At 63.6% G+C, this 23,016-nt stretch carries 21 protein-coding genes; 16 read left to right on the plus strand and 5 right to left on the minus strand.

Translation table 11 applies throughout. The features are described 5' to 3' along the window. The first annotated feature begins 28 nt into the window (after positions 1–28). The 5 genes from B0E48_RS16470 to B0E48_RS16490 all read left to right on the plus strand — a co-directional run bounded on the left by B0E48_RS16470 (position 29) and on the right by B0E48_RS16490 (position 5,601). On the plus strand, positions 29–655 hold the full coding sequence (locus tag B0E48_RS16470; protein ID WP_077519252.1) for a glutathione S-transferase family protein: 627 nt from the start codon (positions 29–31) through the stop codon (positions 653–655). Positions 656–739: 84 nt separating this feature from the next. After that, entirely contained in the window at positions 740–1,444 is a 705-nt protein-coding gene (locus B0E48_RS16475) for a YafY family protein (protein ID WP_077519253.1), read from the plus strand. Between the two features lie 97 nt (positions 1,445–1,541). After that, positions 1,542–2,156, plus strand: a complete 615-nt coding sequence (locus B0E48_RS16480; RefSeq protein WP_077519254.1) for a ParB-like protein — start codon at positions 1,542–1,544, stop codon at positions 2,154–2,156. Next, positions 2,153–3,820 (plus strand): SulP family inorganic anion transporter, encoded by a 1,668-nt coding sequence (locus tag B0E48_RS16485; RefSeq protein ID WP_077519255.1) that lies wholly within the window; start codon positions 2,153–2,155, stop codon positions 3,818–3,820. Before B0E48_RS16480 ends, B0E48_RS16485 begins: the two co-directional genes overlap by 4 nt. A 14-nt stretch (positions 3,821–3,834) precedes the next feature. Then, complete coding sequence (locus tag B0E48_RS16490) at positions 3,835–5,601, plus strand: DUF885 family protein (protein WP_077519294.1); 1,767 nt, start codon at positions 3,835–3,837, stop codon at positions 5,599–5,601. A 3-nt stretch (positions 5,602–5,604) separates the two neighbouring features. Here B0E48_RS16490 and B0E48_RS16495 read toward each other — a convergent pair whose 3' ends face one another. Next, the gene (locus B0E48_RS16495) at positions 5,605–6,147 is read right to left on the minus strand and encodes an SRPBCC family protein (RefSeq protein WP_077519256.1); all 543 of its coding nucleotides are present in this window, start codon (positions 6,145–6,147) and stop codon (positions 5,605–5,607) included. Between the two features lie 134 nt (positions 6,148–6,281). On the opposite strand from B0E48_RS16495, the gene B0E48_RS16500 reads away from it, so the two are divergent. The 6 genes from B0E48_RS16500 to B0E48_RS16525 all read left to right on the plus strand — a co-directional run bounded on the left by B0E48_RS16500 (position 6,282) and on the right by B0E48_RS16525 (position 12,068). Further along, positions 6,282–6,674, plus strand: a complete 393-nt coding sequence (locus B0E48_RS16500; RefSeq protein ID WP_077519257.1) for an MbcA/ParS/Xre antitoxin family protein — start codon at positions 6,282–6,284, stop codon at positions 6,672–6,674. Between the two features lie 162 nt (positions 6,675–6,836). Then, complete coding sequence (locus B0E48_RS16505) at positions 6,837–7,526, plus strand: RES family NAD+ phosphorylase (RefSeq protein ID WP_077519258.1); 690 nt, start codon at positions 6,837–6,839, stop codon at positions 7,524–7,526. A gap of 34 nt (positions 7,527–7,560) precedes the next feature. Continuing rightward, positions 7,561–8,226: an SGNH/GDSL hydrolase family protein gene (locus tag B0E48_RS16510; RefSeq protein WP_077519295.1), complete on the plus strand. Its 666-nt coding sequence runs from the start codon at positions 7,561–7,563 to the stop codon at positions 8,224–8,226. Positions 8,227–8,383: 157 nt separating this feature from the next. Then, positions 8,384–8,743 carry a DUF805 domain-containing protein gene (locus B0E48_RS16515; protein WP_077519259.1) on the plus strand — a complete coding sequence of 120 codons (360 nt, stop codon included), beginning with the start codon at positions 8,384–8,386 and terminating at the stop codon, positions 8,741–8,743. Then, positions 8,740–11,007, plus strand: a complete 2,268-nt coding sequence (locus B0E48_RS16520) for an FAD-binding protein (RefSeq protein WP_077519260.1) — start codon at positions 8,740–8,742, stop codon at positions 11,005–11,007. Before B0E48_RS16515 ends, B0E48_RS16520 begins: the two co-directional genes overlap by 4 nt. Continuing rightward, positions 11,004–12,068, plus strand: coding sequence for a hypothetical protein (locus tag B0E48_RS16525; RefSeq protein ID WP_077519261.1), 1,065 nt, complete (start codon positions 11,004–11,006; stop codon positions 12,066–12,068). The genes B0E48_RS16520 and B0E48_RS16525 overlap by 4 nt, the downstream gene beginning before the upstream one ends. A 109-nt stretch (positions 12,069–12,177) precedes the next feature. Here the strand turns inward: B0E48_RS16525 and phhA are convergent, their stop codons facing one another. After that, a complete protein-coding gene (phhA, locus tag B0E48_RS16530; RefSeq protein ID WP_077519262.1) occupies positions 12,178–13,071 on the minus strand; it encodes a phenylalanine 4-monooxygenase in 894 nt (297 codons plus the stop codon). Positions 13,072–13,212: 141 nt separating this feature from the next. Between phhA and B0E48_RS16535 the strand changes: the two genes are divergently transcribed. The 5 genes from B0E48_RS16535 to B0E48_RS16555 all read left to right on the plus strand — a co-directional run bounded on the left by B0E48_RS16535 (position 13,213) and on the right by B0E48_RS16555 (position 20,989). Then, a complete protein-coding gene (locus B0E48_RS16535) occupies positions 13,213–13,689 on the plus strand; it encodes an Lrp/AsnC family transcriptional regulator (protein WP_077519263.1) in 477 nt (158 codons plus the stop codon). A 29-nt stretch (positions 13,690–13,718) separates the two neighbouring features. Beyond that, on the plus strand, positions 13,719–14,537 hold the full coding sequence (locus tag B0E48_RS16540; protein ID WP_077519264.1) for a lysophospholipid acyltransferase family protein: 819 nt from the start codon (positions 13,719–13,721) through the stop codon (positions 14,535–14,537). Next, a complete protein-coding gene (locus B0E48_RS16545; protein ID WP_077519265.1) occupies positions 14,534–15,547 on the plus strand; it encodes an alpha/beta fold hydrolase in 1,014 nt (337 codons plus the stop codon). The genes B0E48_RS16540 and B0E48_RS16545 overlap by 4 nt, the downstream gene beginning before the upstream one ends. Before the next feature lie 118 nt (positions 15,548–15,665). Beyond that, the gene (locus B0E48_RS16550) at positions 15,666–17,438 is read left to right on the plus strand and encodes a peptide-N4-asparagine amidase (RefSeq protein WP_077519266.1); all 1,773 of its coding nucleotides are present in this window, start codon (positions 15,666–15,668) and stop codon (positions 17,436–17,438) included. A 188-nt stretch (positions 17,439–17,626) separates the two neighbouring features. Further along, a complete protein-coding gene (locus B0E48_RS16555; RefSeq protein ID WP_254424003.1) occupies positions 17,627–20,989 on the plus strand; it encodes a GH92 family glycosyl hydrolase in 3,363 nt (1,120 codons plus the stop codon). Positions 20,990–21,162: 173 nt separating this feature from the next. Here B0E48_RS16555 and B0E48_RS16560 read toward each other — a convergent pair whose 3' ends face one another. The 3 genes from B0E48_RS16560 to B0E48_RS16570 form a co-directional block, all read right to left on the minus strand. After that, a complete protein-coding gene (locus B0E48_RS16560) occupies positions 21,163–21,777 on the minus strand; it encodes a 2OG-Fe(II) oxygenase (RefSeq protein WP_077519267.1) in 615 nt (204 codons plus the stop codon). Between the two features lie 30 nt (positions 21,778–21,807). Beyond that, positions 21,808–22,020 (minus strand): DUF3820 family protein, encoded by a 213-nt coding sequence (locus B0E48_RS16565; protein WP_077519268.1) that lies wholly within the window; start codon positions 22,018–22,020, stop codon positions 21,808–21,810. A 130-nt stretch (positions 22,021–22,150) separates the two neighbouring features. After that, positions 22,151–22,963: a class I SAM-dependent methyltransferase gene (locus tag B0E48_RS16570; protein ID WP_077519269.1), complete on the minus strand. Its 813-nt coding sequence runs from the start codon at positions 22,961–22,963 to the stop codon at positions 22,151–22,153. Positions 22,964–23,016 lie beyond the last annotated feature (53 nt).

Below are 23,016 nucleotides of genomic sequence, written 5' to 3' on the forward strand. Positions count from 1 at the left end.
TCACTGACAACCATCGCGAGGAATCGCCATGAACCCGAAAGTCACGTTCTTCCATGCCCCGAACAGCCGTTCCGGTGGTACCCGTGCACTGCTTGAGGAACTCGGCGTGCAGTTCGATCTGCACGTGCTGAACTTCAAGCAGGGCGAGCAGCGCAAGCCGGATTACCTCGCGATCAATCCGATGGGCAAGGTACCGGCGATCCGCCATGGCGAGGCCTTGATCACCGAGCAGCCGGCGGTGTTCCTGTATCTGGCCGACCTCTATCCCGAAGCGAAGCTGGCGCCGCCGATCGGCGATCCGTTGCGCGGGCCCTACCTGCGCTGGCTGGTGTTCTACGGATCGTGCTTCGAGCCGGCCTTGGTCGACAAGTCGATGCAGCGTGAGCCGGCGGCACCATCGACCTGTCCATATGGCGACTTCGACACCATGCTGAAGACGCTCACGGATCAACTGGAACAGGGGCCATACCTGCTGGGCGATACCTTCAGTGCGGCCGATGTGCTGTGGGGCACCGCGCTGAACTGGACCACGATGTTCAAGCTGGTGCCGGAGCTGCCGGTGATCCGCACCTATATCGATCGCGTACTCGCGCGGCCTGCGATGCAGCGCGCGGCCGCGGCGGATGCCGAACTGGCGGCTGCGCAGGCGGCCTGATCTCGATGGGTCTGATGCCATGAACAGCACATGGCGTGACGTTCGGCGCTGTTCGTCGTCACCCGGCTCGGCGATGATGTGCGGATGCGTCGTGCCGATCGCCTGTTCCTCATCATCAACGCCCTGCGCGGGCGCCGCACGGCCTTGCGCGCGCGCCAGCTCGCGGAAACGCTGGGTGTCTCCCTGCGCACGGTCTATCGCGACGTCGCCGACCTGCAGCTCTCCGGTGTGCCGATCGAGGGCGAGGCCGGCGTCGGCTATGTATTGCGCAAGGGTTCGGACATCCCGCCGCTGATGTTCACCGCCGACGAGCTCGAATCGCTGGTGGTTGGCACGCGTTTCGTCCGTGCATTTGCCGGCGCCAAACTGGCCGAAGGCGCACAGACTGCCTTGATGAAGATCGAGGCGGTACTGCCGCCTGAACTGCGCGAGCGTTCGGCACGCACGCGCATCTACGCGCCGATCTGGCGTGATGAACACAAGCTGGCGTTCGCTGCGCGGATCGATCGTCTGCATGCGGCGATCGAGGCGCGCCAGGTATTGCAACTGGCCTATCGCGACGAGGCGGGCAGCGTCAGCACGCGCGAGGTCGAGCCGTTGTGCCTGGCGTTCTGGGGTGGCAAGTGGACGCTCGGCACGTGGTGCCGGCTGCGTCTGGATTTCCGCAACTTCCGGCCCGATCGCATCGATGAACTCGCCGAGACCGGCGAGCTGTTCGACGAAGGGGACGGCCGCAATCTGGACGCCTATCTGCTGGCGATGCGCGGCTACTACGCCGGCATGGAATAGCTGGACGCCGCAGAAAATTACGTCTGACACATGAGCCCAACACGGTGCCGGCTCGGGTACGCTCGGCAGCACTGCGTCGGTCCGAAGGAGTCGTGCGATGTCGTCAGGCCTGCATCACCCGTTGTTGTCGATCGCTCCTGCCAAGCTGCGGCCGACCCAGTTGACCGTCGGCAAGGCCGAGGTTGCGGCCAAACGCGCAGAGTGGGAAATACTCGGTCGCAAGAAGCGCAAGGAACTCCTCGAGTCGCACTGGTTTCCCGGCGTGCTGGGGCCGAAGCAGCGCGTCTATATCGTCGACCACCACCACCTCGGCCTGGCACTGATGGAAGAGGGCGTGAAGAGCGTGCCGGTGATGATCCAGCGTGACTTCTCGTGGCTGCAGCCGGACGTGTTCTGGCGCACCATGGAATTCAGTCGCTGGGCGCATCCGTATGACCAGCACGGGACCCGCACCGACTACGCCGCGATCCCGACCAGTCTCGGTGACATGGCGGATGATCCCTATCGCACGCTTGCCGCGCGGGTGCGTGTGGCCGGTGGCTGCGCCAAGGATGCGCTGCCGTATTCTGAGTTCCTGTGGGCGGATTTCTACCGACGTCGACTGAAGCTGCCGGGTGGCAAGATCAGCGCGAAGCTGCTGCAGGAGGCCGTGTTGCTGGCGCATAGCCAGGAGACGGCGTACCTGCCGGGCTGGAGCGGGACGATCGAATGAGCGCACGCCCGGCCGCTGCTGTCTCGCCGGGTTCCACGCTTGGCGTCGACGTACTGGCCGGGTTGTCGATCGCCGGCCTGCTGCTGCCCGAAGCGGTGGCGTACTCGGGCATCGCCGGGCTGCCGCCGCAAGCCGGTGTAATCGCGCTGCTGGTCGGTCTGGTCTGCTATGGCCTGCTCGGGCGCAGCCGCTACGCGATCGTCTCGGCCACTTCGTCCTCGGCGGCGGTACTGGCGGCCGGAACACTCGCGCTGGCAGGTCCCGCAGGCGCGTCGCGCGCTGCAGTGGCGGCCACTTTGGTGCTGCTTACCGGCGGGTGTTTCCTGGTCGCAGGGTTCGCACGTCTCGGCGGGCTGTCGCATCTGATCGCACGGCCGGTGCTGCGCGGTTTCACATTCGGCCTGGCCTGCGTGATCGCGCTGAAGCAGCTGCCGAACCTGTTCGGCCTGCCGGGCCTGCACGGCGATTTCGTACCGCTGTTGCTTATGACGTTGTTCAAATCGATCGGCCAGATCCAGCCAGCCACGATGGGCGCCGGTGTGGTCGCCCTGCTGCTGCTGTTTCTGTGCGAACGGGTGCGCCGTTTGCCTGGCAGCCTGTTGGTGATCGTGCTCGGCGTGGCGGCTTCCGGCTGGCTGGCGCAGTACGGTGTGACCCTGACCGGGGTGATAAATCTCACCCCGGACTGGTCGATGCCGGCATGGCCATCGAGCGGGGAGTGGCTGCCCAGCATCGAACTGGCCGCGGCCTTGTTGCTGGTGCTGTACGCGGAGTCGTACGGGGCGATCCGTGCGTTCGCCCTGAAGCATGGCGATCCGGTCGACGCGAATCGCGATCTGCTGGTGCTCGGCGTGGCCAATGCGCTGTCGGGCCTGCTGCACGGCATGCCGCTTGGCGCGGGCTATTCCGGCACCTCGGCGAACGAGGCGGCTGGCGCGCGCTCGCGGCTGGCTGGGCTGGTCGCCGCCGGCAGCGTGTTGCTGATGGTGTTGCTGTTGCTGCGCTGGATCGAACGCATTCCCGAGCCGGTGCTGGCGGCGATCGTGATCCATGCGGTGAGCAAGTCATGGCGGTTGGCCGTGTTTCGGCCCTACCTGCAGTGGAAGCGCGACCGGCTGGTGGCACTTGCCGCGGTGCTCGCGGTGCTTGCGCTCGGCATCCTCAACGGTCTGCTGGTGGCGATCGCCTTCAGCCTGGTGATGCTGCTGCGCCAGCTCGCCACGCCACGCCTCAGCGTACTCGGCCAGCTTCCCGGCAGTCACGATTTCGTCGACATCGCGGAACATCCGAGTGCGCATGAGCAGGCCGGCATGTTGATTCTGCGTCCGGAGGAGCCGCTGTTCTTCGCCAACGCGGAATCGATCCTGGCACTGGCACGCCAGCGGGTCGACGAGCATGCCGGGACCCGCGTGGTGGTGCTGAGCCTGGAGGAGTCTTCCGACCTGGACAGTACCGCGCTGGAGGCGCTGGCGGATTTCGCGACATGGCTCAGCGCGCGTGACATCATGCTGCGCGTGGCGCGCCTGAAGGACGCGGTGCGTGACCTCCTGCTGCGGGCGACGCTACCCCAGCTTTTGCCACAGGCGCTCGACTTCTGGAGCGTGGAAGATGCAGCCTTGGCGGCCGCACCTGCGCCGCAACCAACAAGGAAACCCCTGCAGTGAAGATCATCCCGGGCATGCCATGGCTGCTGTTGGGCGCCGCGCTTCTGACCTCACCGGCATGGGCCGCGCAGGACAACAATGCGCGTTTCAAGCAGATCTACAGCAGCGAGTGGGCTTGGCGCACCGGCCACGCCGGGGTCAGCGCGTCGGGCGAATCGCAACCGAACAATGGCCGCCTCGACGACGTCGACGCGGCAAGCCAGCAGCAGCGGCTGGATTACTGGCAGCACGTGCTCAAGCAGCTCGACGGCATCGACGTGGCGCAGCTGTCGCCGGCCAACCAGGTCAACTACGCGGTCTATCGCGAGCAGATCGGCAACTTCGTCGCCGACCAGAAGTTCATGAACTGGCAGATGCCATTCAACAGCGACTCGGCATTCTGGTCCGACATCGACTACGACCTTGGCAGCGACAAGCTGCGCACGGCCGACGACTATCGCAAGTATCTGGATCGGCTCAATCAGATCCCCGCTTATTTCGACCAGCAGATCGCCAACATGCGCTCCGGGCTGCAGCGTGGTTTCAGTGTGCCACGCGAAGTGCTGAAGGGCCGCGATGTGTCGATCGCCGCCGTCGCCGATCTGCAGGATCCCACCCAGAGCAGTTTCTACGCGCCGTTCAAGCAGCTTCCGGCGTCGATCCCGGCCGATCAGGCGCAGGCGCTGCAGGGCCAGGCGCTGCAACGCATCCGTGACAACGTGATCCCCGCTTACGAGAAGCTGCTGAGCTTCTTCCGCAACGACTACGTACCGCATGCGCGCACCACGCTGGCGGCTGAGGCATTACCGGACGGCAAGGCGTTCTATCGCCAGCAGATCCACGAATACACCACGCTCGACCTCAGCCCCGATGCGATCCACCAGATCGGCCTGGATCAGGTGGCGAAGATCCACGCGCAGATGCTGCAAGTGATGCAGGACTCTGGCTTCAAGGGCAGCTTCGCCGAGTTCCTGCAGTTCCTGCGCAGCGACCCGCAGTTCTACGCGAAGACGCCGCAGGAGCTGCTCGACAAGAGCGCATGGGTGGCCAAGGAAGTGGATGGCAAGATGTCCAGGTTCTTCGGGCACTTGCCGCGCGAGCGCTTCACCATCGAACCGGTGCCGGCTGGCATCGCGCCGTACTACACCTCCGGCCGCGGCGGTCCGGACGTCTATCTGGTCAACACCTACGACTTGCCATCGCGCGCCCTGTACAACATGCCCGCGCTGACCTTGCACGAGTCCTATCCCGGGCACTCGCTGCAACTGGAGCTGGCGGATGAGAGCCACGACCAGCCCGCGTTCCGCCGCAACGGCTACATCTCGGCCTACGGCGAGGGTTGGGGTCTGTACTCGGAATACCTCGGCAACGAGATGGGCATCTACCAGACGCCGTACCAGCACTTCGGCTTCCTCACCTACCAGATGTGGCGTGCCTGCCGGCTGGTGGTCGATACCGGCATCCACCATCTAGGCTGGACGCGCCAGCAGTCGATCGACTACCTGACCGTCAACACCGCACTGTCCTCACGCGAGATCGCCAACGAGGTGGACCGCTACATCAGCTGGCCGGGCCAGGCGCTGTCGTACGAACTCGGTTACCTGAAAATCCTCGACCTGCGCGCGAAGGCGGAAAAGGCGCTGGGCGCGAAGTTCGACCTGCGCCACTTCCACGACACCGTGCTGTCCACCGGTTCGGTGCCGCTGCCGGTGCTGGAGCAACGCATCGACCGCTTCATCGCCGAGGGTGGTCCGGAGCCGGACTACGGTTGCGACTGTGCGAAGGGGGAGAAGGCTCCGTAGCGATCAGGGTCTGGCTGAGTTCGCGTTGCCGGTTTCCGCATAACGCTGCAGTCGATCGAGTTGCTGCATCAGGACCCCGTCCACGCCAGCGGCAAGCTTGTCCAGGCCGCTCCCGCTGGTGCCGTTCACGCGATACTCGAACTGCAGCGTGCTGCCAGCATCACCCGGCTTGAGGGTGAATGTCATCACGCCCTGCACGGCCATGTTCTGCAGCGGTCCCAGGCCGCCCTGCAGGCGCAACAGGTGATCCTTGCTCGCCCACAGCACCTGCATGTGCTGCACGCTGTTGTCCTTCCAGCGTTCACAGAAACAGCCACCAGCCTCAGGCTTGAGGCTGAGGTTGGTGGCGCTGCCCGACCAGGTGTGTTCGCTGTTCCACCAACGCGCCACGTCGACGAGTGCTGCATAGGCCTGTGCGGGCGTGACATGCAGCACGCGGCTGTCCTGGATCACCAGGCTGTCGGGCGTGGCCTGCTTTACCGCCGCATGACTTGGCGTGGGCAGTACCGACAGCAGGGCGAGCGTGAAGACGATCGGCAGGAGCATGACAGTCTCTCCATCAGGCAGGTGGCCTGTAGGCAGGTGGCCTGTTTTAGCACGCTGGCACGATCCTGGCCAAGGTTGCGCACTACTGCATAAATGGAGTATTTTTACATTTAACTTTCCAAGGAGAGTTGAGTATGCTGGCCCGTCCACTGCCTGAAACCACACCTGCCGATGCGCTGGGCGGTCCCGCGCTGCGTGCGTTCTTCCAGCTGGCCGAACACTGGAAGCTGCGCATAGCCGACCAGCGCAAGCTGCTCGGCGATCCGCCCGAATCCACGTTCTACAAATGGAAGCGCCAGCGCGATGCCATGCTCGCTCGCGACACGATCGAACGGATCAGTTATCTGCTCGGCATCTGGAAATCGCTGCAGATCCTGTTCCCCGATCCGACGCAGGCCGACGCGTGGCTGCACAAACCGAACCAGGCGTCGCTGTTCGGGGGTCATTCCGCGCTGGAGCGCATGCTGTCCGGTAATGTCGCCGACTTGTTCGTGGTGCGCCAGTATCTGGATGCACAGCGCGGTTGAACCGAGTCGTGCCTGCGCACGTCGCGGTTGACGAGACGCGTGCTTGCGATGCTGTTGTAGGAGCGGCTTCAGCCGCGATGCTTTCCAGTCCAGCGAAGCCCGAGAGTCAACAGCATCGCGACTGAAGTCGCTCCCACCAGAGCCGAGTTTCCTGGACGTCACATGCCGACCAACCCGCCACCGATCAAACGCATCCGCTGGAACCAGGCGTATCGCATCGTGCCGAGCCGGTTTCCGCCGGTGGGCGTGTACGACCGCATCGCCGAGCCGGCCGATCTCGATGCGGTATTCGCGATCGAGGCGCTGACCAATCCACGCCTGCGCGAAGAAGCAGGTGCATTGAAGCTGGTGCCGAAGGAGCATCGCATCAGCGGACCGGGCTCGACTCCGGTGATGGCCGCGTTCACCCATCTCAATCCCGAAGGCAGCCGTTTCTCCGACGGCACATGGGGCGTGTTCTACGCCGCGCACAGCGTCGCCACCGCGGTGGAGGAAACCGTGTACCACCGTGAGAAGTTCCTTGCCGCTACCGCCGAGCCGGCCTGCGATATCCAGATGCGCTGTTATCGCACCAGCGTCGACAGCAAGCTGCACGATATCCGCGGCGGCTGGCCGGCAGCGCACGATCCGGACAGTTACGCTGCCAGCGTCGTACTGGCCCGCGAACTGCGCGGCGCCGGTTCCAACGGCCTCGTCTACGACAGTGTTCGGCATCCTGGCGGTGAATGCCTCGCCGCGTTTCATCCGGACGTGGTGGCACCATGCGTGCAGTCCGAGCACATGATCTATCGCTGGAACGGACAGCACATCGCGATGGTGCTCAAGGTGTCCGAACTCTCGCGTCCACGCTAATCTCGGGGCCTGCTCCATAGACCAGGGTGGAATGATGAAACGACTGATCATCCTGCTGTTTGCATTGCTGCCGCTGCTGGCACAGGCGCGCGAGAACGGTCATGCGCAGTGGAATCCGGCGATCGCCGCGTTCGAGGCGGCCGATCGGGCACATGCACCGGCAGCGGGTTCGATCCTGTTCATCGGCAGCTCGTCGATCGAGCACTGGAAATCGCTGGCAGCGGATTTTCCGGAAGTGAACGTGATCAATCGCGGCTTCGGCGGCTCCGTGATCAGCGACTCCACCTTCTTCGCCGATCGCATCGTGGCGCCATACCACGCACGCGCCATCGTCATGTACGCTGGCGACAACGACCTGCAGGAAGGCAGCAGTCCGGAACAGGTACGTGACGATTTCGCCGCCTTCGTGCGCAAGGCGCGCGCCGTCGATCCTGGCGTGCCGATCGCCTTCATCGCGATCAAGCCCAGCGTGGCGCGTGCGGTATTGCTGCCCAAGATTCGCCAGGCGAATGCACTGGTTCGCGCGTATGCCGCCACACAGAAGGGTGTGACCTACCTCGATGCCTTCACCCTTCTTCTCGGCAAGGACGGTCGGCCACAGCCCGAGCTGTTCGGCGTGGACGGTTTGCACATGAACCGCAAGGGCTACCTGCTGTGGATCAGCATCATCAAGCCGTGGGTGGGTGCCGTGCCGCGCTAGGGCGCCAAAATCTGCCTTGGGGGCATCTGGACCACCGAACCGTTTCCCGGTATGAATGTGCTTCAAGGCGTGCCGAAACACTGCAGGCGGCTAGGTGTCGCGCGCTTGATGGTTAACTTGTCTCAATCAGCCAAAAGCTTCCATAAGGAATGTGTGCATGCGGATGAAAGATGTGTTTCTGTCTTTCCGGGGACGTCTGTTGCGTTCGACCTTCTGGGCATACGCCATAGCAGCATGGATAGTTTTCATCTTGCTGTTTATGGGCTTTGAACGCGCGTTCGGGCACGCCAGCACACTGTTGCTGTACCCACCATTCTTTGTAGTACTCGTCGCCCTCATCACCAAACGTCTGCATGATCGCAACAAGCGTGGCGCGTGGATTCTCGTGATTCTCATTCCCATCGCCGGCCCGATTCTGCTGGTGACCGAGCTTGGATTCCTGCGCGGAAGTGCGGGGCCCAATCGCTACGGCCGCGATCCGTCGGAGTTCTATCCTGACTATCAGGTCGTCAAATGAGCGCCACTCCGCTGACTACGGGTGACGCCCAGCAGATCGTCAATGACGTTACCGGCCTCAATCCGGTCCCTGTGTGGGCGGTGGTAACTCCCACGAGCACGGAAGACATACGCGTCGCCATCAAGCGAACAAGCGGCGCCATTTGTATTGGCGGTGGACGTTTCAGCATGGGTGGCCAGACCGCCAGCCCCGGCGCCTTGCATATCGACATGCGCCGGATGAATGGCGTGGTGAGCTTCTCGCCACTGCACCGCACGATTCGTGTGCAGGCCGGCATCCGCTGGTGCGACCTGCAACGATTTCTCGATCCGCATGATCTGTCGATCAAGATCATGCAGAGCTACGCCAACTTCACCGTTGGCGGTTCGCTGAGCGTCAACGTGCACGGTCGGTACATGGGCCAGGGCCCGCTGATCCTGGCGGTCCGCTCGATTCTGATCGTGCTGGCCTCAGGCGAAAGCGTGGAAGCTTCGCCAAGCGTCAACAGCGAGCTCTTCTACGGCGCCATCGGTGGCTATGGTGGCCTTGGCGTCATTGTCGAGGCGGAACTCGACCTGGCCAGGAATACGCGCGTCAAACGCGTGACTGCAAAGTTGCCAGCCAATACGTATCTGGCCCACTTCACCGAGAAGGTGCGCAATGCCCCCCGGGCGATCTTTCACAACGCCGATCTTTATCCACCGCAGTTCACGCGGGCACGCTCGATCACCTGGGAGGAAACGGATGATCCGGTCACGGTGCCGTACCGTCTCGTTCCGACGCGGCGTACGTATCCCCTGCAGAAATACTTCATCTGGGCGATTTCCGAGACGCCGCTGGGCAAGTGGCGCAAGGAATACCTGATCGATCCGCTGCTGTATTCGAGCAAGCGCGTGCATTGGCGCAACTATGAAGCCGGTGCCGATGTCGCCGAACTGGAACCGCGTTCGCGCGTCTTCCGTACCTTCGTGCTCCAGGAGTATTTCGTACCGGTAGAGCGCTATCAGGATTTCGTGACCAGGATGGCCGAAATCCTGCAACGGCATCGCGTCAACGTGCTCAATATTTCGGTGCGTCACGCCGCGGCCGACCCGGGCTCACTACTGGCCTGGGCGCGCGGCGAGACGTTTGCCTTTGTTCTCTATTACAAGCAGCGAACGCGCGTGAACGCCAGGAATCGCGTGGCGGTGTGGACCCGCGAGTTGATCGATGCGGCCATCGAATGCAGCGGTGCCTACTATCTGCCTTATCAGGTACATGCCACTCCGGAGCAATTCCACAAGGCATACCCGCGCGCGCAAGAGCTGTTCGCGCTCAAGCGTCGGCTGGATCCGGATTTTCGCTGGCGCAATGTGATCTGGGATACCTATTACGCACCTACGCTGGCCGTCGGGAACCAGCCTGTTGGCCACGCGGCTGGCTGTGAATTCCATCGTGTGTTCGACGACAGGCGCATGCATGATGGCTTCTACCGTTTCCTGCAGAACATCTATCGCCTATATCCGGAAGACCGATTCCATGCCCTGATCAAGGCTGCCTGCGCCGAACACAAAGACGACGAAGCCATCTACCGCCAACTCCAGCGCGACCTCCCCGGCATCAAGCCGATGCTCTCCGAGCTGACTTATGCCGTCCCCGCCTTGCTCAAGCAGAAGCGCGAGATGGCGCGCCAGACCCTGCAATTGCTGGGTGATCGTCGGTCGGTTCATGGTTACGTCGAGATAGGCACCACGGGTCGCTACATCAGTGAACTGCGAAAACACGTGCGCGTGGAAGGCGACATCGTGCTGGTGAATGATGTCGCGCCAGGCGGGTCTCCGGTGGATGTCGTCGAGCGCGGCCAGATCGGCAAACTTGGTCGATTCGTGCCGATGAACGACTACGCGCCGATCGCCGAGACCGATGTGGCGAGTGCCAGCGTGGATGTGGTCACGTGCTATATCGGTCTGCACCATGCACAGCCCGAACGCCTGCATGATTTCATCCTTTCGATCGAGCGCATCCTGCGTCCTGGCGGTGTGCTTATTCTCCGCGACCACGATGTCACGACGCCCCTGATGCACGATTTCGTGTCGCTTGCGCATACCGTGTTCAACGCCGGCCTTGGTCTGCCGTGGGAAACCAATCGCAATGAATTGAGGTTCTTCGCCCCGGTAGCTAGCTGGAGCGAACGTCTGCAGGCGGCTGGGCTCATCGATTCCGGCAATCGTCTGCTGCAGGCGAATGACCCTTCCGACAACGTATTGATGTCCTTTGTCAAAGCCTCGCGCGAGCGTGCCGCATGATGCGCAAACGCGCCTGGGTGCGCTGCGGCTGGTTTGTGATCCTTGCATCGATGCTCGTCGCGACATTCGCGGGGAACTCATTCGCTGCCGACGAAGCCATCGTGACGCCGCAGGAGCATCGCCGCGGACCGGAGCAAACCTTTCTCACCTATCCGGAATGGTTTCTTGTCTTCAGCCCGGCCGAATATGCGGTGTTCGTTCGCGAGCACAATCCGAGCGACTTCCCCTTCCTTGGCCACATCGGCCAGTTCTGGCAAGGCTATGGGGCTGTCTACGAGGCCACCCGGAATCGATACCCCATGAACTGGGGATACCACGTCATGATCATGGTCATTGGCGTGAGTACGACCGTCGAATACGGCCTGCGCGCGGGTTATGAAACGCTGATCGGCCGGGTGGCCGAACTCACGCGCACCCACGGCCAGACCGAGGAGGATCGTTATGCCGCGCGTGTGGCGCAGGATTACGTCGATTTCATTCGCGTCGAGCCTTGGTACAAATTCGATTTTCGCAGCAAGCTGATCGGCCTGTGGAAGGACACCAGCCTTTGGGGACCCGATGCGATAAGAAAATGGGAACGCAAGTACGCGCTGACGACGGAATACGGAGTCAAGGCCGCGTACGGCTGGTTGATTGGCGTGGCCACCAAGGCGAGCTACGACGAGCCGGTTCCCGTCACGGCCGTTATCCTTGATCGCGTGCCCGATGGCGCCAGCACCGAACTTCCGCAGATGAAGGTGCTCAGGCAGGATGCCGGCGGCACGGCGCTGGTAACGCTTCCGCGCTATCAGGAGTTCACCAATGAAGCCGCCGTGCTTGCGAAACTCGGTGCACGGTTCCAGGAGATCGCGGGAAATCGTGGTCCGATACTGCTGAGCCTGATTGCCCCCACCGCCTGGGATCCGCCTGTGCCTGCGCAGGACATCCTGTTCACACAGTCCATTCGTACAGTACCAGGCAAAAAGCGCGTGGTTCTTGCCGTGCAGGTGGATTCACTGAGCGCACTGCTGCGCAGCATTGATGGGCAGCCACTATCCATAGAGCACATCTACGATTACTAGATAGCGAGTGTAGTGAAGATCATCCAGCGGATTTCTTCACGACGAGCCAGTGAAAATGAAAAGGGCCGGCATGCTGGCCGGCCCTCATGCTTCAAGCTGAAGTCAAGCCTCAGTTATCTGCATTGGTTGCCCAGCCTTCGCGATCCCCACGGGTAAACACGCGGTCGTCATCCAGCACATCGCCGGCCGCATGCGCAGGCAACTCGTGCAACTTGGCGTAGATCGGCGTGAAGTCCGGATGCGTCGCCTCGAACAACTGCTCGAAGCCGTCGATCACGAAGTAGGTCTGCTGGTAGGTGTCGATGCGGTAGCGCGTGCTCATCACGCGCTCCAGGCCGAAACCGATGCGGTTCGGTGACGGCGAATCCAGCGAGTAGATCGACTCGCCCTTGGAGCTGACGATGCCGGCGCCGTAGATGCGCATGCCCTCGTCGGTGTTGATCAGGCCGAACTCCACCGTGTACCAGTACAGGCGGGTGAGATTCATCAGCGCTTCGGGGCCGATCGCGAACGCCTTCATGCCGCCGCGGCCATACGCCTGCATGTAGTCGGCGAACACCGGGTTGAGCAGCAGCGGCACGTGGCCGAACAGGTCGTGGAACAGGTCCGGTTCGCTGAGGTAATCCAGTTGATCCGGCTTGCGGATCCACCAGCTGACCGGGAAGCGGCGGTTGGCCAGATGATCGAAGAACACCTCGTCGGGGAGCAGGCCTTCCACCGCGACCACTTCCCAGCCGGTGGTGGCGCCGAGCACCTTGTTGAGCTCGGCGAATTTCGGGATGCCGCCGTCGCCGAGGCCGAAGCGCTCGACGCCGGCCATGAACTCCTTGCATGCGCGGCCGGGCAGCATTTCGCGCTGGCGCTTGAACAAGGTATCCCAGACCTCATGATCGGTCTGGCTGTAGCTGTCCCACGGTTGCTCGACCACGCCGGTGGCATACACCGGTACATAGCCGCGATCGGTTTGCTGGTGTTCGATCTTGCGGGGCGTGGTGTTTTCCATGGCGGGTTCCGGCGTGACAGGGACGATTGAAGCAACAGCATACGGTGGATCTTGCACACGAAGCTTGTTTTGTTGCCGTCTATGCCAGTCTTAATGCACTATGCTTGCGTAGATTGCGATTGGATGGGAGTTTTATTGCACATGGCAAGCCTTGATCGTACCGATCTGCGTCTGCTCGCCGTACTGCAAGGCGAGGGCCGTATCACCAATGCCGAGCTGGCCGAGCGGGTCAGTCTGTCGGCGTCGGCTTGCCTGCGTCGCCTGCAGCGGCTGGAAGCCGACGGCATCATCACCGGTTATGCCGCGCAGATCGATCCGCAAGCGGTCGGCCTGGGCCTGCAGGCGTTCGTGCGCGTGCAGCTGGCCAAGCACGAAGCGGAAGCGATCGAGCGCTTCGTCGAGCACGTCAACGGCTGGGACGAAGTGATCGCCTGCCACGCGCTGACCGGCGACATGGATTACCTGTTGCACATCTATGTGGCCGACCTCAAGGATTTCTCGCGCTTCCTGCTCGACCATCTGTTGAACGCCGCCGGTGTTGCCGATGTCAACTCCAGCTTCGTGCTGCGCACGGTGAAACGTTCGCCGTCACTGCCACTGAGCCAACTGGAGCGTTGAGCGCTTGCGCCCGCTAAACTAATCGACTGATGAGCATCGACACCACCACCGTCCCCGAACGCGATCTGCTGCGCCCGCTGCGTTATCTGTGGCGCGTGCCGGTACTGCTGTTGCATATCGTGCTGGGCATCCTGCTGTGTTCGCTGATCCTCAGCTGGAACCAGCATGTGGTGATGCAGGACGGCAAGGAGCCGTTTGCGCACCGGATGATCCGCTGGTGGTCGGTCAAGCTGTTGCGCATCTTCGGTCTGCGCTCGGTGCGGATTGGCCAGCCGCTGGCCGATCCGGTGCTGTTCGTCGCCAACCACACCTCGTGGATCGACATCGAAATGCTGCACAGCCAGCGCGCCGCCTGCTTCGTGGCCAAGGCCGAGATCGCCGGCTGGTGGCTGGTCGGCTGGCTGGCGGCGAACGGTGGCACCATCTTCCACCGCCGCGGCAGCAACCACTCGCTGTCCACTGTGATGCAGGTGATGGTCGAGCGGCTGCGCGATGGCCGTTCGGTGGCGGTGTTCCCGGAAGGCGGCACCGGCTACAACGGCGTGCTGAAGGTGTTCCATGCGCGCATCTTCCAGGCCGCGCTGGATGCCGAAGTACCGGTACAGCCGGTGGCACTGCGCTTTGCCCGTGGTGGGCGGCGCATCATCGATGCCGGCTTCCGCGAGAACGAGAGTTTCGTGCACAACATCGTGCGCCTGCTTGGCGAGGCGCCGATGGATGCCGAAGTGCATTTCCTCACGCCGGTGCCGGCTAGCCCGGACGCGCGGCGGCGCATGGCCGAACAGTCGCGCGAACTCATCGCCGCGGCGCTGGAAGACACCACGATGCCGGATGGCCGCCGCGCATGAGCCTGCCGCGCGGAAAGGATTTCTGTCCGCCCTGGCCGCTGCGCAGCGGTCACATCCAGACCATGCTGTCCTCCAGCGGCGTGCGCCGCATGCTGCTGCCACGTGCCGCGCAGATGGTGCTGCAGGATGCCGAGCCGGTGGTGGTCGACGGCGGCGGTGGCGTGCGCCTTACCGGGGCCTATACCGCGCAGAAGATCCGGCCGCAGTCGCGCGGGCTTGCCGTGCTGTTCCATGGCTGGGAAGGCAGCGTCGATTCCACCTATGTGCTGCAGACCGGCAGCCGCCTGCTCGCCGACGGTTGGGACATCTTCCGGCTGAACTTCCGCGATCACGGCGACAGCTACGGACTCAACGAGGCGCTGTTCCATTCCTGCCGCATCGACGAGGTAGTGCATGCGCTGGGCGATATCGCACAGCGTTGGCCGGCACGCCCGATGGCGTTGACCGGCTTCTCACTGGGCGGCAACTTCGCCTTGCGTGCCGCGTTGCAGACCTCGCGCGTCGGTATCCCGTTGAGCTATGTGCTGGCGGTGTGCCCGATCATCGATCCGGGCGAGGGTCTGTTCTCGCTGGAAGAAACCGCGCCGTGGTTCTACCAGGCCTACTTCATGCGCAAGTGGCGCCACTCGCTGCAGGCCAAGCAGAAGGCGTTTCCGCAGCACGAATATTTCGAGATGGCCGAACTGAAGCAGAACCTGCGCGGCCTGACCGAGGCGATGGTGCTGCGCCATACCGACTTCCCGTCGTTGCAGCAGTATCTGGACGGCTATTCGGTGGCCGGGGATGCGCTGCTGGCGATGCAGATCCCGGCCACCATCCTCACCGCGCGCGATGATCCGGTAATCCCGGTCGATGCCTTCGAGAAACTCCATTTGCCGCCGACCGTCGAGCTGGACATCGCCGATTTCGGCGGCCACTGCGGCTTCATCCGCGGCTACGGCATGACCAGTTTCACCGACGATTACATCGCTGCGCGCTTCAACGCACTGGCCGACAGCGCAGCCGGCTGAGCCGTCGGCCCGGTCGGCTGCCGCCGATATCCGACATTTCCACGGCGTTGGCATTCCCGCATGCGTTCCGCGTGCTAGCGTAGGCGGACAGGGGGCACCATCACGCGGGGATTTGCGCATGTTGCCGAAGCGATTCGTCAGTCGTTGCCTGGCACTGGCCGGGTTGTCTCTCACGTTTGCCTGCAGCGCATCCGCTGCGCCGCCCACCAGCAGTCCGGTCGGTTCAAACAACGTCACCGTGGCCGATCCGCTCGTGCCGCGACCGCCGGGTACGCCCTGCGTGGTGCAGTTGTTCCAGGACGACACGTTCACCGATTTCAACACGCGCCCCTACACCTACACGCCGCCGACCGGTTGCGGCCAGCATTGGGCCAAGGTGGTGCTGGAGGCGGATTTCTCGGTAACCGCCGGGCGCCAGTTCGACCGCACCGCCACGTTATGGCTGGGTGGCGTGAATCTGTATTTCGGTACCACCGAGGAACCCTCGTCGACGGTGTCGCCGAGCTGGCACGTGGAGCGCGATCTCACCGACTACAGCACGCTGTTGTCCGCGGCCGGCAACGGTCAGGCGATCATCGGCAACGTCGTCGACAGCACCTATACCGGCGTGATCCACGGCAGCGCACGCCTGCTGTTCTATCCGGCCTCGATCCTGGCGCCGCCGGCCAAGGTGCCGGATGCGGTGTATCCGCTGGGCAGCGATGCGGTAGGAAATACCGCCGTGCTGGGCAACTCCACCAGCCAGCTGGTGAAAACACTGAGCCTGCCAGGCAATGTCGAGCGCGCCTATCTGGACGTGTTCGTGCAAAGCCAGAACGCCGACGAGTTCTGGTACACCTGCGTGCCGGATCAGTACGCGGCTGAAGTGGATGAATGTGGCGGCGGCAACTTCCGCGAGGCCGAGGTCAGCATCGACGGACAGCCGGCCGGTGTGGCGCCGGTCTATCCGTGGATCTACACCGGCGGCATCGATCCCTATCTGTGGCGGCCCACTCCCGGCGTGCAGACCTTGAACTTCATGCCGTACCGGGTCGATCTCACACCGTTCGCCGGCGTGCTCAGCAACGGTGCGCCGCATCAGGTCGCGCTGAGCGTGGCAGGTGCCAACAACTATTTCTCGGCAACTGCCAGCCTGCTGGTGTATCTCGATGCGCATGCGAAGCAGGTCAGCGGCCAGGTCGTGAGCAACACCCTGGCCAGCCAGCCGCCCACGCCGACCATCAGCGACACGCTGCAGCAGGACGCCTCGGGCAATGTCAGCGGCAACATCAACACCAACCTGAGCCGGCACTTCATGATCGCGGGCTACGCGGACACCTCGCACGGGCGCGTGCAGACCACGGTGGACCAGACGGTGAGCTTTGCCGATACCCAGGGCTTCACCATCAACGACACCACCTACCGCCAGGTCAGCGACCAGCTCACCTCCGTCACCGGTGCGAGCCGCAGCAGCATCGGCCGATACATCACCGGCGAATACGATGAACAGGTGAGTTATCCGCTGCATCTGGACTACAACCAGCAGGCGGCTGCGGATGGCAGCTTCACTGCGGCCACCAGCGTGCATCAGGGCTATGCGAAAAACGAGTCGCACAAGCTGTTCGGCATCCAGCTGTACTCGGCGAACGTAGCCAACACGGTGGACAGTGCCGACACGCTCGATTTCGACGCCAGCGGCAATCTCACCGCCCACAATGGACAGCAAAGCGCGCAGTCGTTTGCGTTCAACGATTCGCTCGGCGGCTGCTACCGCAGTAGCGTGGGCACGCTCAGCGGCGTGGTTTCCAGCTACACCAGCGGCCAGGGCTGCCCCGATCAGCGCAACCGCGTGTACTGGTTCACCCATCCGGATGGCTCGCCCGACAACGGCAGCACCGTGCTGGGCTGGTAACCTCAGTGGCGGTCGTCGCCTGATCGGCGGCGACCGCATCGCCTCGATACCGCAACACGGTTTGACAGGGGCAATGGGGATTGCTTCAAATCACGAGCCTTCCGTGTCATGCCGACGGGTCGGCAACGGTCTCCTCGGTCGTTGGCGCAAGGATCGCGCGGGCATCAACGTATCGGTGAGGAGACGACATGAAGGTTTCGGCATGGCAGCGCGCGGGTTGTTCCGTCGGGATGATCGCGGCGGTGTGCCTCGGCCCGGTTGCGATGGCGGCGCAGGCGCACGACAGCAGCTTCCAGACCTCGTTCGAGGCGGGCGAGCCGCTGCCGATGGCACCGCCGGCACACGCCGCATTCATGGCGCAGGTCGCGGGCGGGCCGCCTCGGTCCGTCGCGCTCACAGCCAAACCGGATGTGGGCTTCAGTGGACTGCATTCGCTGCATTACCGTGGCAGCGCGGCAGGTTCCCAGCAGCAGCGCCTGTTCGATGTCGACCTGCTGGTGCAGGCCGACACCCAGCTTTCCTATGTGATCTTCCCCCAGCGTATCGAGGGTAATCTGCGCAACCCCGCCAATTACGTCGCGGTGGATCTGCTGTTCGACGACGGCAGCCGGCTCAGCACCACCGGTGCGCTTGACCAGCATCGCATCGGCGCCTCTGCGCGGGCGCAGGGCGATGGCCGCGTTCTGTATCCGGATCAGTGGAATCTTGTAGCGAGCGATCTCGGTCATGTCGCCGCGGGACGGCGCATCCGCCAGATCGTGCTCGATCATGACGGTCCGGTCGCCACGTTCGAGGGTTACCTCGATGACCTGCGCATCGGGGCAGAACCGCCGGATACGCGCCGTCGGCCCAGCGACTTCGTCGACACGCGCCGCGGCAGCAATGCCAACGCCAACTTCTCGCGCGGCAACACCTACCCGGCGCTGGCCGTGCCGCATGGCTTCAACTTCTGGACGCCGGTGACCGACGCCAGCGGCAACTGGCTGTACCAGTACCAGGATCACAACGGCGCGGACAATCGTCCGCGGCTGCAGGCGTTCGCGTTGTCACACGAGCCGAGTCCGTGGATGGGCGACCGGCAGACCCTGCAACTGATGCCCGAGGCGCAGCCCGATGGCACGCCGCTGCTCGGCCGCGTGGCACGCTCGCTCAGCTTCAGTCACGCGAATGAAAGCGCGCAGGCGCACAGCTACCGCGTGACATTCGACAACGGCATCGTCACCGAGATTGCGCCGACCGACCATGCCGCGATGTTCCGCTTCACCTTCACCGGTAACCGCTCGCAGCTGCTGTTCGACAACATCAACGACCACGGCGGCATCACGCTGGATGCCGACGGCCGCAGTTTCAGCGGCTGGTCCGATGTGAAGAGCCGGCTCTCCGCTGGTGCCACACGCCTGTTCTTCTACGGCAACGTCGACCAGCCGGTGCAATGCAGCGGGCGACTGACTGGTGCGGGGCGTGACCACGTCGCGGCGTGGTTCGGTTTCGACACCGTACGGACGAAGACGGTGAACCTGCGCATCGCGACGTCGCTCATCAGCGTGCAACAGGCGCAACACAATCTGGTACTGGAGATCGCACCCACCGATACGCTGGACAGTGTGCGCGAGCGCGCGCAGCAGCAATGGGATGCGCTACTCGGCATCGTCAGCGTGCGGGGTGCCAGCCGCGACGAGCTGACCACACTGTATTCCAATCTGTATCGCCTGTTCCTGTATCCGAACGAGGCCTACGAGAACACCGGCACGGCGGCGCAACCGCACTATCGCTATGCAAGCCCGTTCTCTGCACCAACCGGTGCCGACACACCCACGCAGTCTGGTGCGCGCATCGTCGACGGCAAGGTATTCGTCAACAACGGTTTCTGGGACACCTACCGCACCGCGTGGCCGGCCTATGTCTTGCTCACGCCCACGCAGGCTGGCGAGATGATCGACGGCTTCGTGCAGCAGTACCGCGACGGTGGCTGGATCGCGCGTTGGTCCTCGCCCGGCTACGCTGACCTGATGGTCGGCACCAGCGCCGACGTGGCGTTCAGCGATGCGTGGCTGAAGGGTGTGCACAACTTCGACGTGCGTTCGTTCTATCAGTCCGCGCTGAAGGACGCCACGGTGGTCAGCCCGCTTGCCGGCACCGGTCGCAAGGGCCTGCAGCGTTCGGTCTTCAACGGCTACACCGACACTGGCGTGGACGAAGGGCTGTCGTGGTCGATGGATGGCTATATCAACGACTTCGCGATCGGCAACCTGGCCACCGTGCTGGCGCAGCAACCCGCGGCAGACGATCCGTATGCCAAGCATTACGCCGATGATGTGGCGTACTTCCACAACCGCGCGCTCGACTACGTCAACCTGTTCGATCCCGCGGTCGGCTTCTTCGTCGGCCGCGATGCCGCCGGCCACTGGCGCTACGACGCCAAAGATTTCGATCCGATCCGCTGGGGCGACGACTACACCGAGACCGACGCGTGGAACATGGCCTTCCACGCGCCGCAGGACGGTGCCGGTCTCGCCGCGTTGTACGGCGGGCGCGCGGGACTGGCCGCCAAGCTCGATGCGTTCTTCGCCACGCCTGGCGACTTCCACGTCGGCAGTTATGGCGAGCCGATCCACGAGATGCTGGAGGCACACGACGTGCGCATGGGCCAGTACGGCCACAGCAACCAGCCCGCGCACCACATCATCTACATGTACGACCTCGCCGGGCAGCCGTGGAAGGCGCAGGACAAGGTGCGCGACGTACTGTCGCGCCTCTACGTCGGCAGCGAGATCGGCCAGGGCTATCCCGGCGACGAGGACAATGGCGAGATGTCGGGCTGGTACGTGTTCAGCGCCGCCGGCTTCTATCCGCTGCGCATGGGCACGCCCGACTACGTGATCGGCGCGCCGTATTTCCCGCACATGGACATCCGCTTGGAGAACGGCAAGCACATCGTGATCGATGCGCCTGCGGTCAGCGACAGCAATCGTTATATCCAGAGCCTGCGTGTCAATGGCCAGCCGTGGAACCAGCTGACCCTGCCGCACGCACTGCTGGCGCAGGGCGCCACGCTGGATTTCACGATGGGGCCGCAGCCCTCGGCGTGGGGTAGCGACGAGGCTGCCATGCCGCCATCACTCACTGCCCACGGCAAGCCGCAGCTGCTGCGTGATCTGACCGATGGCGGGCAGGGCGAAGTCAGCAGCACGCCAGCCATCCCGCAGTTGGCGGCGCTGTCCGACAACGACAGCAACACCGAGGCCGCGCTGCCCGCGGTGCCGGTCACGATCAGCTGGCACTTCGCGCGGCCACGCGAGGTTGCGCTGCTTACGCTCACCTCCGGCGCCAGCGCCGCCGCACCCTCGGACTGGCTGCTGCAGGCATCCAGCGATGGTCAGCACTGGCACACGCTGGATACTCGTCAGCACGAGCGCTTTGCATGGCGGCAGCAGACGCGTGCCTTTGCGGTGCGTGCACCGGGCAAGTACACGTATTACCGGCTGCGTCTTGAGCCGAATGGCACGAAGCAGGCTCTCGCTGAAATCGAGCTGCTCGGAGCGGCGCTGTAGGAGCGCATCCAGTCCACAAGGGTCGTGCGCGAACGCCATGTAGGAGCGACTTCAGTCGCGATAGCTTTTTGCAAGACCAGCAAAAGCATCGCGACTGAAGTCGCTCCTACAAAAAAGCATAGCGCGCAGAGCCTGCCCCGGACCCGATCCGGGGGTGCGCTCCTACGCGCGGCTCAACCAATCACACCGAACGTCCGCTGCCGCATCCAGCAGGCGATGCTCATGCGGTCGCGCGTGGCCGGCAGCACCTCGTGCTCGAACTGCGCCGATAGAAACAGCAGCAGGCTGCCGGCGTGCGGATAGATGTCGCGGTGCGAGCCGCCGTCCAGATACAGTCGCAGCGCACCGCCATCGGTGTCCTGCCAGTCTTCGTTGAGGTAGAACACCGCCGACACCACCCGCGCATCGCTGTCGCGCAGGCGGTCGATATGCCTTGTATAACCGGCGCCCGGCGGATAGACCGCATAGTGCGATTCGCATTCGACCAGACCAAGCATCAGCTCGCGATTGAGTGCGAGGCGCAGCGCGTCGAGGCGATCGGTGAATACCTGCTGCGGCACGCTCATCGCCCCGGCCTGGAACCAGTGCGTGCTGTCGCCGCGCAACGGCGTTGCCGTTCGTGCGGCGCCAACCCGCGCCGGTATCAGCCGTTGCGCCTCGTGCATGGCGCGGCATTCGGCTGCCAACGCCTGCGTCTGCGCGGCCGACAGCAGATCCGGCACCACGCACCAGCCATCGGCGGCTAGCGCGCTGGTGACGCTGCTGAATTCATGTAAGTAGGTATTCATCGGGCGCCAGTGTAACCACGCACAGCGCTGCTAACGTTTGCGCAGCGGATCGAGCAGCGACGACAGCCCGTTGTGATCCAGCTCCAGCATCAATCCCAGCAACCGGCCCAGCTCGCCGTTCGGAAAGCCCTTGCGCGCGAACCACGCGAGATACGCACCGGGCAGGTCGGCAATCAGCCGGCCCTGATACTTGCCATACGGCATGCGCACGCTCACCAGCTTCGGCAGGTCTTCCGCTTCCATGAATAATTGAATCAGGTGGAGTTATTCGGCCGATGACTGTGCCACGAATGGAGCAAGAATCAACATGGCGGGTGACATCCTTGTCCTGCCTCGATACGCACTGATTGAAGCCGTTATCAGGGCCACGCCCTCACGGTTTCACAAACCGCAACGTCATCCGGTCCGACTCGCCGATCGTCTTCATCTTCGCGTGCTCGCTGTCGGGCCCGGCCAGATCCGGCGGCAGGCGGTGCACGTTGATGTCTTCCGGATCGTTCGAGTTGGCATTGATCTCCGACACGCCAGCCACGCGGAAGCCGGTCTTGAGCGTGAGTGTGATCAGGTAATCCTCGGGCAAGCGGTGCAAGGCGCCGGCGCTTTCCACGCCATCGGCAAACGGTTTGGCGCGGTGTTCGGTGACGCCGAACACGCCACCGGGCTTGAGCACGTTGAACGCGGCTTTGAAGACGGCGTCGAGGGTGGCCGGGCTATGGTTCAGCCAGTCATGTGTGTTGCGAAAGCTGAGCACCATGTCGGCCGAGTTGTTGGCGCCTAGATTCACCTGATCCGGTGGTGCGAACGGGATGACTTTCGCGATATGTCCGTACACCGCCGGATCGGCCTTGAGCTTGGCGGTGAATTTCGCGGCCGTCGCCGGTGCTGCTTCGATCAGGTGACCATGCGCGTAGAGGAACGGCGCGAGGATTTCGGTGTACCAGCCGCCGCCGGGCGACAGTTCGATCACCGTCATGTTCGGTTTGATACCGAAGAATTGCAGGGTCTCGACCGGGTGGCGATATTGATCGCGCGCCTGGTTGGCGGCCGATCGCCAGTGGCCGTTCATCGCCTGCTGCAGTGCCGCGGTGGTGCTGTCGGGTGTGGCGGCAGTAGCGGCGCTGCCGACGGCGGGGAGCAGCAACGTCACGATCAGCGGGATGAGCAGCTTGCAGGTACGACGAAACATGGTTCGACCCTCCTGACGATGGGCGTTCAAGACTACGCCGAAACAGGGCGCCC

The sequence above is a fragment of the Rhodanobacter sp. C03 genome (assembly GCF_002001175.1).
Classification (GTDB): domain Bacteria; phylum Pseudomonadota; class Gammaproteobacteria; order Xanthomonadales; family Rhodanobacteraceae; genus Rhodanobacter.

What these genes read in the sequence shown, in the direction of transcription:
- B0E48_RS16540 (WP_077519264.1), top strand. Translation starts at nt 13,719, where the DNA reads ATGAGCATCGACACCACCACCGTCCCCGAACGCGATCTGCTGCGCCCG.
- B0E48_RS16555 (WP_254424003.1), top strand. Translation starts at nt 17,627, where the DNA reads ATGAAGGTTTCGGCATGGCAGCGCGCGGGTTGTTCCGTCGGGATGATC.
- B0E48_RS16515 (WP_077519259.1), top strand. Translation starts at nt 8,384, where the DNA reads ATGCGGATGAAAGATGTGTTTCTGTCTTTCCGGGGACGTCTGTTGCGT.
- B0E48_RS16510 (WP_077519295.1), top strand. Translation starts at nt 7,561, where the DNA reads ATGAAACGACTGATCATCCTGCTGTTTGCATTGCTGCCGCTGCTGGCA.
- B0E48_RS16500 (WP_077519257.1), top strand. Translation starts at nt 6,282, where the DNA reads ATGCTGGCCCGTCCACTGCCTGAAACCACACCTGCCGATGCGCTGGGC.
- B0E48_RS16480 (WP_077519254.1), top strand. Translation starts at nt 1,542, where the DNA reads ATGTCGTCAGGCCTGCATCACCCGTTGTTGTCGATCGCTCCTGCCAAG.
- B0E48_RS16505 (WP_077519258.1), top strand. Translation starts at nt 6,837, where the DNA reads ATGCCGACCAACCCGCCACCGATCAAACGCATCCGCTGGAACCAGGCG.
- phhA (WP_077519262.1), bottom strand. Translation starts at nt 13,071, where the DNA reads ATGGAAAACACCACGCCCCGCAAGATCGAACACCAGCAAACCGATCGC.
- B0E48_RS16550 (WP_077519266.1), top strand. Translation starts at nt 15,666, where the DNA reads ATGTTGCCGAAGCGATTCGTCAGTCGTTGCCTGGCACTGGCCGGGTTG.
- B0E48_RS16560 (WP_077519267.1), bottom strand. Translation starts at nt 21,777, where the DNA reads ATGAATACCTACTTACATGAATTCAGCAGCGTCACCAGCGCGCTAGCC.
- B0E48_RS16525 (WP_077519261.1), top strand. Translation starts at nt 11,004, where the DNA reads ATGATGCGCAAACGCGCCTGGGTGCGCTGCGGCTGGTTTGTGATCCTT.
- B0E48_RS16475 (WP_077519253.1), top strand. Translation starts at nt 740, where the DNA reads ATGCGTCGTGCCGATCGCCTGTTCCTCATCATCAACGCCCTGCGCGGG.
- B0E48_RS16565 (WP_077519268.1), bottom strand. Translation starts at nt 22,020, where the DNA reads ATGGAAGCGGAAGACCTGCCGAAGCTGGTGAGCGTGCGCATGCCGTAT.
- B0E48_RS16490 (WP_077519294.1), top strand. Translation starts at nt 3,835, where the DNA reads ATGCCATGGCTGCTGTTGGGCGCCGCGCTTCTGACCTCACCGGCATGG.
- B0E48_RS16520 (WP_077519260.1), top strand. Translation starts at nt 8,740, where the DNA reads ATGAGCGCCACTCCGCTGACTACGGGTGACGCCCAGCAGATCGTCAAT.
- B0E48_RS16470 (WP_077519252.1), top strand. Translation starts at nt 29, where the DNA reads ATGAACCCGAAAGTCACGTTCTTCCATGCCCCGAACAGCCGTTCCGGT.
- B0E48_RS16495 (WP_077519256.1), bottom strand. Translation starts at nt 6,147, where the DNA reads ATGCTCCTGCCGATCGTCTTCACGCTCGCCCTGCTGTCGGTACTGCCC.
- B0E48_RS16545 (WP_077519265.1), top strand. Translation starts at nt 14,534, where the DNA reads ATGAGCCTGCCGCGCGGAAAGGATTTCTGTCCGCCCTGGCCGCTGCGC.
- B0E48_RS16535 (WP_077519263.1), top strand. Translation starts at nt 13,213, where the DNA reads ATGGCAAGCCTTGATCGTACCGATCTGCGTCTGCTCGCCGTACTGCAA.
- B0E48_RS16485 (WP_077519255.1), top strand. Translation starts at nt 2,153, where the DNA reads ATGAGCGCACGCCCGGCCGCTGCTGTCTCGCCGGGTTCCACGCTTGGC.
- B0E48_RS16570 (WP_077519269.1), bottom strand. Translation starts at nt 22,963, where the DNA reads ATGTTTCGTCGTACCTGCAAGCTGCTCATCCCGCTGATCGTGACGTTG.